Origin of the sequence: Nocardiopsis sp. B62 (assembly GCF_018070675.1) — a bacterium.
GTDB classification, from domain to species: domain Bacteria; phylum Actinomycetota; class Actinomycetes; order Streptosporangiales; family Streptosporangiaceae; genus Nocardiopsis; species Nocardiopsis prasina.
Map to the genome: position 1 here is coordinate 181615 of NZ_JAGPXK010000008.1, position 13014 is coordinate 194628.

General features: G+C 72.8%; 12 protein-coding genes. 7 read left to right on the forward strand and 5 right to left on the reverse strand.

Annotation, left to right across the window (positions count from 1 at the left end):
- Positions 1-50: 50 nt before the first annotated feature.
- Positions 51-1001 (reverse strand): SDR family NAD(P)-dependent oxidoreductase, encoded by a 951-nt coding sequence (locus tag KBX21_RS11810; RefSeq protein WP_210841900.1) that lies wholly within the window; start codon positions 999-1001, stop codon positions 51-53.
- Positions 1002-1085: 84 nt separating this feature from the next.
- Between KBX21_RS11810 and KBX21_RS11815 the strand changes: the two genes are divergently transcribed.
- The 6 genes from KBX21_RS11815 to KBX21_RS11840 all read left to right on the forward strand — a co-directional run bounded on the left by KBX21_RS11815 (position 1086) and on the right by KBX21_RS11840 (position 7168).
- The gene (locus KBX21_RS11815) at positions 1086-1646 is read left to right on the forward strand and encodes a TetR/AcrR family transcriptional regulator (RefSeq protein ID WP_049578357.1); all 561 of its coding nucleotides are present in this window, start codon (positions 1086-1088) and stop codon (positions 1644-1646) included.
- Positions 1647-2334: 688 nt separating this feature from the next.
- Positions 2335-3210, forward strand: a complete 876-nt coding sequence (locus KBX21_RS11820) for an urease subunit gamma (protein WP_210841901.1) — start codon at positions 2335-2337, stop codon at positions 3208-3210.
- Positions 3207-4916 carry an urease subunit alpha gene (locus KBX21_RS11825; RefSeq protein WP_049578355.1) on the forward strand — a complete coding sequence of 570 codons (1710 nt, stop codon included), beginning with the start codon at positions 3207-3209 and terminating at the stop codon, positions 4914-4916. Before KBX21_RS11820 ends, KBX21_RS11825 begins: the two co-directional genes overlap by 4 nt.
- 8 nt (positions 4917-4924) lie before the next feature.
- Positions 4925-5641 carry an urease accessory protein UreF gene (locus tag KBX21_RS11830; protein WP_210841902.1) on the forward strand — a complete coding sequence of 239 codons (717 nt, stop codon included), beginning with the start codon at positions 4925-4927 and terminating at the stop codon, positions 5639-5641.
- 52 nt (positions 5642-5693) lie between these two features.
- Positions 5694-6395, forward strand: a complete 702-nt coding sequence (ureG, locus tag KBX21_RS11835; RefSeq protein ID WP_049578365.1) for an urease accessory protein UreG — start codon at positions 5694-5696, stop codon at positions 6393-6395.
- Entirely contained in the window at positions 6392-7168 is a 777-nt protein-coding gene (locus tag KBX21_RS11840; protein WP_049578349.1) for an urease accessory protein UreD, read from the forward strand. The genes ureG and KBX21_RS11840 overlap by 4 nt, the downstream gene beginning before the upstream one ends.
- 221 nt (positions 7169-7389) lie before the next feature.
- Here KBX21_RS11840 and KBX21_RS11845 read toward each other — a convergent pair whose 3' ends face one another.
- From KBX21_RS11845 to KBX21_RS11860, 4 genes are read right to left on the reverse strand one after another with little or no spacing between them, the layout of a single operon-like run.
- Positions 7390-8043: an ABC transporter ATP-binding protein gene (locus KBX21_RS11845; protein WP_210841903.1), complete on the reverse strand. Its 654-nt coding sequence runs from the start codon at positions 8041-8043 to the stop codon at positions 7390-7392.
- Positions 8027-9814: a dipeptide/oligopeptide/nickel ABC transporter permease/ATP-binding protein gene (locus tag KBX21_RS11850; protein WP_210841904.1), complete on the reverse strand. Its 1788-nt coding sequence runs from the start codon at positions 9812-9814 to the stop codon at positions 8027-8029. Before KBX21_RS11850 ends, KBX21_RS11845 begins: the two co-directional genes overlap by 17 nt.
- Positions 9807-10835: an ABC transporter permease gene (locus KBX21_RS11855; RefSeq protein WP_247665589.1), complete on the reverse strand. Its 1029-nt coding sequence runs from the start codon at positions 10833-10835 to the stop codon at positions 9807-9809. Before KBX21_RS11855 ends, KBX21_RS11850 begins: the two co-directional genes overlap by 8 nt.
- Complete coding sequence (locus tag KBX21_RS11860) at positions 10832-12439, reverse strand: ABC transporter substrate-binding protein (RefSeq protein ID WP_210841906.1); 1608 nt, start codon at positions 12437-12439, stop codon at positions 10832-10834. Before KBX21_RS11860 ends, KBX21_RS11855 begins: the two co-directional genes overlap by 4 nt.
- A gap of 193 nt (positions 12440-12632) precedes the next feature.
- Here KBX21_RS11860 and KBX21_RS11865 point away from each other — a divergent pair, with 193 nt between their 5' ends.
- Positions 12633-12944 (forward strand): metalloregulator ArsR/SmtB family transcription factor, encoded by a 312-nt coding sequence (locus KBX21_RS11865; RefSeq protein ID WP_234004125.1) that lies wholly within the window; start codon positions 12633-12635, stop codon positions 12942-12944.
- The last annotated feature ends 70 nt before the right edge of the window (positions 12945-13014 follow it).

Sequence of the window (13014 nt, forward strand, 5' to 3'; positions counted from 1 at the left end):
CCGAACGACGACCAACCGTCCCGAACGACGACGGCGCACCCGGTCGCGGCTCAGGCCGGGGCGCGGTCACCGGTGGTCGGCAGCCGGACCCCGGCCAGGGCCTCCAGCTGTTTCCACACCGACTCCAGCGCGTCCGGAGGGGGTGACTGGGTCAGTGGGTTCGGGGTCAGGCGGGCCGGGCGCCCCTTGACCCCACCGCTCGGGGAGTAGAGGTCGCCTCCCTGGGCCCGGGGATCGGTGAGGGCGCGCAGGGCGGACCAGGCCGCGGCGTCCTTGCCCTGGGCCCACAACGTGTAGGGGTTGCGCTGGATGGGGATCGTCTCGTCCCGGATCCCCGGGCGGCGCGGTGTCCGGGCGTCCACACCGACCCCCGGGCGCGAGACCAGCGAGGCCACCGGCGTACCCGCCGCCCTCAGCCGACGGTCGAGTTCGTAGGCGAACATCTCCGTGACCGCCTTGCTCCGGGTGTAGGCGAGGACGCCGACGCGGGAACCGTGCCGCACGTCCCGGACCCCCTTGCGCAGCAGGTCCACGAACGACGTCGAGGTGTGCACGATCCTCGCGGTCGCGCCGTGCTCACGCGCGGTTCGTTCCATGAGCGGGAGCGTCCCCGCCACCAAACCCACGTTCGCTCGCACGTGGGTTGCCAGGAGCATCGACAGGCCGTCAGGGGTCCGGTCGGCGGCGCGCAGCGACATGGAGCCGCCGTTCAGCAGCAGCCCGTCGAGGCGTTCGTACTCCGCGAGCTCCGAGACGGCCCCGGACGTCGACTCGGGCGACGCGAGGTCCAGGAGCAACGAGCTCAGACTCGCGTCCGGCACCTGTGTGCGGATCGCGGCCTCGGCGGTGCCCAGACGCTCGGCCGAACGCCCTGCGAGCACGACGTGCGCGCCTGTTGCGGCGAGCCGTTCGGCCGCGAAGTAGCCGATGCCCGCGGTCGCCCCGGTCACCACCAGTGTGCGTTCGCGCTGTTCGGGCAGCACTTCGGGGTCCCAGTCCATGGCGCCTCTCCCATCAATCGGATGACTTATCCGCTTACTGTAACAGCAATCGGATGAGTTATCCGATTCGGCTAGGATGTCCCCATGAACGCACTGCGCGCAGACGCCGCCCGTAGCCGCGAGCGCATCCTGGAGGTCGCGCGGCGGAGCGACCCCAAGGACCTGCGCCTCAACGAGATCGCCCGTGAGGCGGGGGTGGGGGTCGGGACCGTCTACCGCCACTTCCCCACGTCCCACGCGCTCGTCGAGGAACTCACCGTGGAGACCTTGGGCCGCCTGCGGGCGCTCACCGCGCGGGCCTGCGCCGACCCGGACCCGGGTCGCGGGTTCGACGTGGCCTTGGGCGCCGTGGTCGACCTGCACCTGGAGGCGGGCGGCCTCCAGGCGGTCCTGCTCGCCAACGACGACGTGAGCGAGGAGGTGGCGGCGCTCAAGGCCTCGATCTTCGGTGAGCTCACCGATCTGCTCGACAGGGCGAAGGGGAGCGGCGCGATCCGCGGGGACCTGACGACGGCCCAGGTGGAGCGCCTGGTCTGCGGGATCGAACACGCCATCCGCCTGGGGGCGCCGGAGGACCGCGACGTCTTCGTGGACACCCTCGTCGCTGGCCTGAGGCCGCCCGCCGCGGCCCCGCCCGCACGCTGATCCCGACCCCGGGACGAGGAACCCGCCCGCACGCTGACACCCGGTCCTGGGGAGAGGAACCCGCCGCGCCCGACTCCCTCCGAGCGAGTCCGGGTTCGGGGCGACGGCTCGAGCCCGAGCCCGTGCCGGAGGGGTCGACGAGCTGATCTTCGGCTTGAGCGGCCGAAGGGCCCGAGGGCAGCGGCCCCGTCGGGTAGGTCGCAAGCCCGCTTGCGTGGGCCCCCTTGGGCGGGGGCGTCCTGCCAGAACCGAGACCTCCACGAACCAGGAGTCCCCGCGACCGGCCGCGAGTCCCGGCCACCCCCGAGCCGGTGCTGTCACCTTCGGGAAGACGACCCGGACGGCGAACGTGGCGAAGGGTCGACGATCGCGGTGACCGGCTGAGGGGATGACGAACGACCCCGTCGGCGCCTCCGGAAAAACCACGAACGCGTGTGTCCTCGGGAGGCGGCTCGATCACTCCGTGAGAGCGGGGCGGAGGGGGCGTCTCACCAAAAAATGTACCAGTGTTTGTCGCACATGGTTCGGGTGTGTTTGCCCTTGTCCGACAGTGCTTCCGGGGGCTCCGGGTGGGTGCGCCGAGGCTGCCCGGAAGCCTGTATGGACTTGCCACACGGCTCTCACGTGCTAAAACCTAGGTGGGTTGGTGTTGCTACCAAACCCATAACGAATCGTTGAGAGGTGGTTCATGCATCTACTTCCCTCCGATACCGAGAAGCTTCTCCTGGCCGTCGCGGGCATGATCGCCCGAGACCGGCGGGACCGGGGTGTCAAGCTCAACCAACCGGAATCGGTAGCGCTGCTGTCCTGCTGGGTGATCGAGCGGGCCCGTGAAGGTGCCAGGGTGGCCGACCTGATGAACGAGGGGCGCACCGTGCTCTCCCGTGAGGAGGTCATGGACGGGGTCTCCGAGATGATCCCGAACGTCCAGGTCGAGGCCACCTTCCCCGACGGACGCAAGCTCGTCACGATCACGGAGCCGATCCAGTCACGGACCCGGCCCGACCCCGGAGGCGACCCGTCCCCGGAGCTGACCCGTCCCCGGAACGACCCCGCGATTCCCGGTGAGATCCGTACCCGCTCCGCCCCCCTGGACCTGAACGCCGACCGCGAGCGGCTGTCCCTCGTCGTCGTCAACGCCGGGGACCGACCCATCCAGATCGGCTCCCACCTGCACTTCCCGGACGCCAACCCCGCGCTGCGCTTCGACCGCGAGGCGTGCCAGGGGTTCCGGTTGGACGTCCCCGCGGGCACCTCGATCCGCCTGGAACCCGGCGTGAGCCGCACCGTCGAACTGGTCGCCCTCGGCGGCCGACGGTACGTCCCGGGCCTTCAGATCCAGGACCTGAGCAAGGAGCCCAAGACCGACGACCGTGTGCCGCGGCCGGTGATCCCGTTCGGCACCCCCGGCGTCGAGGTCCCCGAACCGGAGCGCGCCTCCGGTGCGACGATGCGCGTCGGTGAGCTCGACGCGCACGACGGCGACCCGGCCGAGGTGGTGCCCACCGAGGTCCTGCCTGGTGACCCGGACGCGACAGAGGACACTGAGGAGCAGCAGCCGTGAGCCGCATCGACCACCGTGAGTACGCGCAGCTGTACGGACCCACGGTCGGGGACCAGATCCGCCTGGGCGACACCGATCTGTGGATCGAGGTCGAGGAGGACCGCACCGTCGGCGGTGACGAGGTCGTCTTCGGCGGCGGCAAGAGCATCCGCGAGTCGATGGGCCAGGGCATGACCCTGCGCTCCGAGGGCGCCCTCGACCTGGTGATCACCAACGTGGTCGTCATGGACCACTGGGGGATCGTCCGGGGCGACGTCGGTATCCGCGACGGCGACATCGTGGCCATCGGCAAGGCCGGGAACCCGGACGTCATGGACGGCGTGCACCCGGACCTGCTGATCGGCCCCGGCACGGACGTCATCGCCGGTGAGGGCAAGATCCTCACGGCCGGGGCGATCGACACCCACGTGCACTTCCTCAGCGAGATCGAGATGCACGAGGCGCTGACCACCGGTACGACCACGGTGATCGGCGGCGGCACCGGTCCCACGGAGGGCTCCAAGGCCACCACGGTCACTCCGGGCGCGCACGCGCTGCGGATGATGCACCGCGCCCTGGACAAGTTCCCGCTCAACGTCCTGCTGTTCAGCAAGGGCAGCACCGTCTCCGTGGAGGCACTGCGCGAGGACGCGCTGGCCGGGGCGGGCGGCTACAAGGTCCACGAGGACTGGGGCGCGACCCCGGCCGCGATCGACGCCGCCCTGCGTGGCGCCGACGAGTTCGGTCTCCAGGTGGCGCTGCACGCGGACTCGCTCAACGAGACCGGTTACGTCCAGCGCACGTTGGAGGCGATCGCCGGTCGCGGCATCCACGTGTTCCACTCCGAGGGCGCGGGCGGCGGCCACGCGCCGGACATCATCATCACAGCCGGTGAGTCGAACGTCCTGCCCGCCTCCACCAACCCGACCCTGCCGTTCACGGTGAACACCGTGGCCGAGCACATGGACATGCTCATGGTGGTGCACCACCTGAACCCGCGTGTCCAGGAGGACCTGGCCTTCGCCGACTCGCGCATCCGCGCCTCCACGATGGCGGCCGAGGACGTCCTGCTCGACATGGGCGCGATCGCGATCACCTCCACGGACGCCCAGGCGATGGGCCGGATCGGTGAGCTGATCTGCCGCACGTGGCAGGTGGCGCACGTGATGAAGAACAGGTACGGGCGCCTCTCCTCGGAGCTGCCCGCCGACAACGCCCGTGCCCGCCGGTACGTCGCGAAGTACACCATCTGCCCCGCGGTGGCCCACGGCGTCGACCACGTGATCGGTTCCGTCGAGCCCGGGAAGATGGCCGACCTGGTGCTGTGGGACCCCGCGTTCTTCGGCATCCGGCCCTCCGCGGTGATCAAGGCCGGTGCCATCGTCGCCGCTCCGCTGGGCGACCCCAACGGCGCCGTCCCCCTGCCGCAGCCGGTGCTGCTGCGCCCGACCCTGGCCGCGCAGCCCACGTCGGCGGCCGACCTCGCGGTGAGCTTCGTGTCCCCGATGGCGATCGATGACGGGCTGGCCGAGCGGCTGGGGCTCCAGCGCAGGCTGGTGGGCGTGCGGCCCACGCGCGACGTCACCAAGGCGGACATGCCGAACAACAACGCGCTGCCGAAGATCGACGTGGACCCGGAGACGTTCGCGATCAGTATCAACGGTGAGTTCGTGAAGCCGCAGCCCGTGGACGTGGTGCCGCTCGCGCAGCGGTACTCGATGTTCTAGGCCGCCGTGTGAGTACTGGACTGGGCACACTGCTGCTGGCCGACGCCCGGCTGCCGGTGGGTGGCCACACCTACTCGGCCGGGCTCGAACCGGCCCTTCTCGACGGCATGCCCTCGGACCGCATCGCGGACTACATCGCGGCCCGCACCCGCACGGTCGGGCTGGTGGAGGCGGCGGCCTCGGTCCTGGCCCACCGGGCGGTCGGGGGCGCCGCCGCTCCCGGCCCCACCACGGACGGGCCCGAGGGGGTCGGCGTGGACGCCGGGGCCCTCGCCGACGTGCACGAGGCGCTGCTGGCCCGCTCGCCGAGCGAGCCGCTCCGGGACATCTCGGGGCTGCTCGGCCGGGGGCTGGTCCGCCTCGCCGACCGCCTGTGGCCGGAGCACCCGGCGGTGAAGGCGCTGCGCACGCTGGGCCGGGCCCCGCAGCGGCCGATCGCCCTCGGGGTGGTGGCCGCCGTCATGGGGCCGGACGAGGCCGAGGTCGCGCGGGTGAGCCTGTACGACGACGCCCAGACCGTGGCCTCCGCCGCGCTCAAGCTCGCACCCGTCGACCCGGTTGAAGCGGCCGGGTGGGTGCTCGGAGCCGAGGGGGTGATCTCCGCGTCCGTCGCGGAGGCGCTCGCGGTCCGGGGGCCCGACGACCTCCCGGCCCGTACCGCACCCCAGATCGAGGGGTGGTCCCTCGAACACCAACTCAAGACCAGGAGGATCTTCGTTGCCTGAGCAGACCGAAGCAAACGCGGCCGCAGGCTCCACCACCGGCACCCGGCGCGCCATGCGCCTGGGCGTGGCCGGTCCGGTCGGAACCGGCAAGAGCACGCTGATCGCGACCCTGTGCCGTGAGCTCGCCGACGAGCTGAGCATGGCCGTGGTCACCAACGACATCTACACCGACGAGGACGCCCGCCTGCTGCGCGCGGCCGGGGTCCTGCCGATCGAGCGCATCCACGCGGTGGAGACCGGTGCCTGCCCGCACACGGCCATCCGTGACGACGTCACTCCCAACCTGCTGGCGGTGGAGGACCTGGAGGCGGAGTTCGCCCCGCTGGACCTGGTCGTGGTGGAGAGCGGCGGCGACAACCTCACCGCCACGTTCAGCCCCGCCCTGGCCGACGCGCAGATCTTCGTCCTGGACGTGGCCGGTGGCGGCGACGTGGCCCGCAAGGGCGGCCCCGGCATCGAGCGCGCGGACCTGCTCGTGGTGAACAAGACCGACCTCGCCCCGCACGTGGGCGTGGACGCGGAGCAGATGGTGGCCGACGCCTCCAGCTCCCGTGGCGGTCTTCCGGTACTGGCCCTGAGCCAGCACGACGACGTCTCCATCAAGGCCCTCGCCGGGTGGGTGCACCAGGTGCTGGCCGACTACCGCGCCGGTAGCCACGTGCCGCGCGACCCGGGCCCGATGGCCCCGCACACCCACGCCGACGGCACCTCCCACACCCACGAGGGTGACGGGGACGGCCACGAGCACGGATGAGTGAGACCGTCGCGGCCCGCGTGACCGTCGAGCGGGTCGGCGGGCGGGTGCGCCTGACCGACCTGTCCGGCGGAACGTACCTGCGGGCCCAACCCCTGGGCGTTCGGGGTGACACCGCGCGGGTGGCCCTACTGGGGACCTACGCGTTGCTGCTCGCCGGGGACGACCTGCGGATGGAGATCACTGTCGGCCCCGGCGTGTGGCTGGAGCTGGTGGAGCCGTCCGGGATGGTCGCCTACGACGCCCGGGGAGGGGCGGCGAGCTGGCGGGCCGACCTGAACGTGGCCGACGGCGCGTGCCTGGTGTGGCGCGGCGCCCCGTTCGTGGTGAGCTCGGGGGCGGACATCACCCGGCACACGCGGGTGCGGTTGTCCGGCTCCGGTCGGGCGCTGGTGCACGAGACCCTGGTGCTGGGCCGCAGCTACGAGGCCTCAGGGGGGCCGCTGCGTTCGGTCACCCGGGCCGACGTGGACGGGCGTCCGCTCCTGGTGGAGGATCTGGACCTGCGTGATCCGCTGCTGTCCGCGGCCCCGGGGGTCATGGGCGGCAACCGGGTGCAGAGCTCGACCTTCCTGTTCGGTGCCCGTCCGGAGCGATCGGTGGGTGTGCGGGAGACCCTGCTGCACGGGCCCGGCGCGCTGGCACGGGCGGTGGCCGAGCACGCCCACGAGGCGGACGCGCAGGTCGCCGACACCTGGGCGCGGTGGCGTGCGGGGTTCGCCGATCCGGTCGGGTACGAGGGCGCGGCCGGATCGGCGGACGTGTTCGCCTGAGAGCCGCACCGACCACGAACCGCACGGACCACGAAGGGCCGGGGAGCACGCTCCCCGGCCCTTCGCCGCGTTCGGCCGCAGGGGGCGTGGTGTCGGTCGGTCAACCCGATCCCTCGCCGTTCAGCCAACCGGATCCCTTCCCCCACCGTCCACCTGGCCAGCCGTTCGACAGAAGCGGACGGTCGGCTGTCGGACCACTGGCCGGACGACCCTCCTCAGGGTCAGCCAGCCAGCTCCCCGATGTCCACCACCTCGTGGGCCCAGGCGTCCAGCAGCGCGTGGTCGTGGCTGACCGCGAGCACGCCGACACCCTCGGCGGCGAGCTCGGACAGCAGGTGCGCGATGGTCGCGGTGGAGGCGGCGTCGAGCATGGCGGTGGGCTCGTCGCAGACCAGGTAGGCCGGGGCGGCGGCCAGCGCCCGCGCCACGCAGGCCCGTTGCAGCTGACCGGCCGAGACCTGGTCGGGGTACCGGTCGAGCAGGTCCGGGGTCAGGCCCACCCGGCGCGCCAGCTCGGCGGCGCGGTCGGCCGCCTCCACGCCGCGCGGACCGGACCGGCCCCGCGCGGAGAACGGTTCCGCGATGATCCGCCGCAGCGGCATCCTCGGGTCCGTGGCCGCTCCGGGCGACTGGTGCAGCAGACCCAGCCGACCGTCCATCCGACCCCGCCGGGTGGACAGTGACCGGTCGTCGACCAGCACCGTTCCCTCATCGGGTGGGCGCAGGCCGGTGAGGATCCGGGCCAGGGACGACTTGCCACTGCCGGACGGGCCGGTCAGCCCCAGGACGCGGCCCGGAGCGACGGCCAGGCTCGCTCCCCGCAGGACCACCCGGCCCCCGTAGCGGCAGGTGACGCGGTCAGCCACCAACGACATCGGTCTCTCCCGTCCGGTCGGCGAAGGTGTGGTCGGCGGGCAGGTCGGTCAGCTCCGGTGGCAGCCCCGGCAGCGGGTGCAGCCCGTGCGCGGGCAGCGCCGCCATCAGGGCCCTGCCGTAGGGGTGTTCGGGTTCGGACAGCACCCGCCGGGCGGGGCCCTGTTCCACGATCCGCCCCGCGTACATCACCGCCACGTGGTCGGCCACCTCCGTCGTCTCCAGTGCCTGGAGGTCGTGGGTGATGACCAGGACGGCCGTGCCGGAGTCGGCCACGCGTCGCAGCAGGTGCAGGACCTGCGCGGCCAGTTCCGGGTCCAGCCCCGCGGTGGGCTCGTCGGCCAGCAGCACCCGGGGTCGGCCGGCGAGCGCGGCGGCCGTCACCGCCCGCACCGCCATACCCCCGGACAGCTCGTGCGGGAACAGTTCCGCCGCGTCGGCCTCCAGACCGACCCGCTCCAGGAGTCCGGGGACCGACTCCTCGGTGCCCAGCGCGGAGATCACCTCGGCGATCTGCGGTCCCACCCGCCGCACCGGAGTGAAGGTTCCGGCCCCGGACTGGGCGGCCCACCCGATCGTGCGCCCTCGGAGCGCACGCCAGGCGGGTTCGTCGGCGCCGAGCATCTCCCGGCCGTCGATCAGCACGCTCCCGGAGGCGCGGGTCCACGCAGGTGAGAGACCACACAGGGTCGAGGCCAGCGTGGACTTTCCGGAACCGGACTCCCCGACCAGGGCGGTCAGTTCGCCCGCGCGCAGGTCGAGGTCGACCTCCGTGGCAGCGTGCACCCAGCGGCCGTCGTCGGTCGGCAGCCGCAGGGTCAGGGACCGTACCCGGACCAGGGGAGGGGCGGTGCCGCCCGGGTCCCCGTCGTCCGGCCCCTCGCCGCCCGGGGGCACGGTGACCTGTGGCGGGACCGAACCGCGTCCGCGCCGCCGACCGGGACGTCCGCCGTCCAGCGCCCGGCTCAGTCCGGCCACCGACAGCGTGGTGGCCACGAGCACACCGGCCGGGGCGGCCAGCGTCCACCAGGCCCCGGTGAACACGTCGCCGCGCGCGACCTCCAGCAGGGTGCCCAGGCTGGCCTCGTCGGGTGAGAGGCCAAGGCCCAGGAAGCTGAGCGTGGACTCGTGCCAGACGGCGTGCGGGACCAGCATCACCAGACCCACCGTGGCCTGCGGGAGCGCGGCGGGCAGCAGGTGCCGGTACAGCACCTGTCCCCGGGAGGCGCCCCACAGGTAGGCGGTCTCGACGTAGTCCGAGGAGCGCACCGAGAGCATCTCGGCGCGCACGACGCGGGCGATCTGCGGCCAGTGGGTGAGTGCGATCGACGCGATGATCGCGGGCAGTGATCCGGGGTAGAGGGCGACGATGACGACGCCGATCAACAGGTGGGGCAGCGCGTTCACCCCGTCGGTGGTGCGCATGAGCAACCGGTCGACCCGGCCGCCCGCGGTGGCGGCGACCGCTCCGACCGCCACCCCCAGCACCGTGGCCACCACGGCGCACACCGGCGCCACCAGGAGCGACACCCGCAGCCCCTCGGCGGAGCGAACGAACAGGTCGTAGCCGGAGTGGTCGGTGCCGAACCACTGCCCCGGGCCGGGTGGCAGCAGGGCCTGGGCGAAGTCGGCCGTCTGGGTCCCGGCCCACCAGGGGACGAGGACGGCGTAGCCGACGAGGGCGGTCAGGGTCGCGGCGGGCAGGAACCGGACGGTGGGGCGTCGACGCGGCCGGGTGGCCGTCGCGCTCGTTCCGGGGTCGGGCTCAGACATCGGCGCTCACCCTCGGGTCCAGGAACAGATAGGTGGAGTCGGCCAGCAGCGATCCGAGCAGCACCACGGCGGTGGTGGCCAGGGTGAGGGCGGCCAGTAGCGGGAAGTCGAGCGACTGCGCCGAGGCGACCAGGGCCGCGGCGATTCCCGGCCAGGCGAAGATCTCCTCCACCAGCACCGCGCCCACGACGAGTTCGGGCAGTCGCGCCCCCACGATCGTCACGAGGGGGGCGAGCGAGACCGGCAGCACGTGCCCGGTGACAACCCTGACCGGGGACACACCGCGCGCCCGGGCGGCACGGACCGGCTCCGACCCCCGGGCGCGCGCCACGGCGGTGCGCACCGCCAGCAGCAGCCACGGGATCTGGGTCAGGGCGAGGGTGCAGGCGGGCAGCACCAGGTGGGCCACCACCCCGCCGAACGTGGGGGCCTCGCCCGGGGCGGCGGCCCCCGCCACCGGGGCCCAGCGCAGGATCACCGCGAACACGGTGACGGAGCCCAGGGCGAGGACGAACGGGGGGACCGCCTGGACCAGGACGCCGACGCGCGTGACGATCCGGTCCGGCCACGACCCCGGGTGGAGCCCGGCGACCGTGCCCCACACCAGGGCCGACAGCACGGCCACGACCAGGGCGGTGCCGGAGAGCAGCAGGGTCCACGGGAGCCGCTCGGCGAACACCTCGGAGACCGGCATCGCGTACCCCCGGGACCAGCCGAGGTCCCCTTGGAGCAGGTCGGTGGCCCAGGACCACCAGGCCCGCCACCAGGGGACGTCGAACCCCAGCGCGGTGCTGAGGGACTCCCGCTGCTCATCGGTGGTCCGCTGGTAGCCCGCGCCCAGGTAGGCGGCGAGCGGGTTGAACGGGGAGCGCGCGGCGAGCAGGAAGACCAGCGCGCTCAGTCCCACGAGCATCGGGAGCCCGATGGCGACGCGGCGCGCCACCAGCCCCGCCAGCTCGCGGCGGCGGTCCCGCCACCGGGTCCGGTGCGACCGGATCCGGTGGACGGGGGAGGAACTCATCGACGCCACTCGGCGAGGTTCCACCACGGACCCCAGGAGACCCCGTGGGCGTGGGGTTCGAGCACGAGCGGGCCGCGGTCCCACTCGTCCTCGGCGGCGACGTAGGTGTGGTCGACGAACGCCATGAACACGTACGTGGGGTTCTCGACGTAGGCCTGCTGGACCCGGTGGTAGGCCTCGACGCGCTCGTCGGGGTCCAGGGTCCGGCGGGCCTCCTCCAGGTCCTCGTCGACGCCCGGGATGGCGAAGTCGCCCGGGTTCTCGTAGGTGGGGGTGTCGGCCTCGCGCGTGTGCAGGGTGGCGTACACCTGGGTGTCCAGGTCGTAGGGCTTGTCGCCGCCGCCGAGCAGGATGCCGGCCCCGGTGGAGTTCTCGCCCATCTCGTCCCAGGAGGCTCCCTGGATGTCGACCTCGATCCCCAGCGGCTCCATCTCGGCGGCGAAGGCCGTGGCGAGGTCGCGGCGCAGGTGGTCCGAGGCCAGGTAGTACAGGGTGAACTCGGCGCGGTCGCCGTCACGGACACGGACGCCGTCCGGGCCCTCTGCCCAACCGGCCTCGTCCAGGAGTTCGGCGGCGGCGTCGGGGTCGAACGCGAAGACGGCCTCCGGGTCGTGCGCCTCACCGTAGACGTCCGGGACCGGGGTGTGCGCGGGGCGCCCGTGACCGGCGAGCACGTTCTCCACGATCCCGTCGCGGTCCACCCCGAGGTTCATCGCGAGCCGGGCGTCCGGGTCGGCGGTGAAGGGGTGGTCCGAGGGGAGGGAGAGGCCGCGCCACTCGGCGGTGCGCACGGGCAGGACCTCGGAGCCGTCGACGTCCGCGAAGGTCTCGGCGGTCACCGGGGGGAGCACGGTGCCGTCGATGTTGCCCGCCCGCATGCGCTGGGCCCGGGTGTTGTCGTCGGGGACGGAGAGGATGACCAGCTCGGTGACCTCGGGCGCGGTGCCGTGGTACTCGGGGTTGGCCTCGAACACGGCCTGGTCGGCGCTGAGGTCGGCCAGCACGTAGGGGCCGGTGCCCACCGGTGCGCGGTTGCGCTCGGAGTCGGCGGCCGGGCCCGGGGTGATCTCCTCGGACGGGGTGATGCCGAGGGTCAGCCGCGCGGGCATGGCGTAGTAGGGGTAGTTGAGGGTGAAGCGCACGGTGTGGTCGTCGACTGCGGTGACCGACTCGATCATCGAGTAGGAACCGGCGACCTCCGACGCGGTGTCGGGGTCCAGCACGGCGGAGTAGGTGGCCACCACGTCGTCCGCGTCGAGGGCGGAGCCGTCGGAGAAGGTGACGTCGGTGCGCAGCTCCACGTCCCAGACGGTGTTGTCCTCGTTGGGTTCGGGAGCGGAGGCGGCGAGGGCGGGGACCAGTTCGGGAAGCGCGTCGTCGCCGGAGGACTCGGGGCGCAGGAGGCCCTCGAAGATCGGGGAGACGCCGAGTTCGCCGTAGCCGTTCACCGGGTCGAACTCACCGAGGGGCTGGGCGTCGGCGAGGACGATACGGGTCGGGGTTCCCGTGGCGTCGGCCTCGGTGGAGCCGGTGCAGGCGGTCAGCAGGAGGGTCGGGGCGAGGGCGGTCGCGAGGAGGGCGCGTGTCGGGACGGTTCCGTTCATTCAGTGCTTCCTTGTGGGAGTCGTGTTCTTTCGATGGCGAAAGGTTGACCATCTGATCAGATGATAAGGTATCGATCGTTCCCCTCGGCCGAGTGTCCGACCAGGCCCCCTGAACCGGAGGCGGCGCCCGACCGCCCCGTGAGGCCGGAGACGACGGCCACCCTCCGGGGCCCGATCGGGGATAATGGACCCGATGACCTCCCACAGCGATGCCTCTTCGGAGCACCACATCGACATCGGAGCCTGGGCGGACCGCTTCCGTCTGCTCGGCGATCCGACCCGCCTGCGCCTGCTGGCCGCGATGCACCAGGCGGGCCCGGCGAAGGCCTCGGTCGGGGAGCTCGCCGCGACGGCCGGGATCACCGACGTCGCCGCGTCCCAGGCCCTGAGGACCCTCCGCCTCCAGGGCTGGGTCCAGGACGAACGGGACGGGCGCACGGTGCGCTACACGCTCGTCGACACCACGGTGCACTCGCTGCTGCACCTGATGGGCGCCGAACACTGAGAACGCCGTCGGGGCGGGCGCTTCACGCACCGACCCGGCGGCGTCACCTGTGGACTTCCCGGCGGCGGAC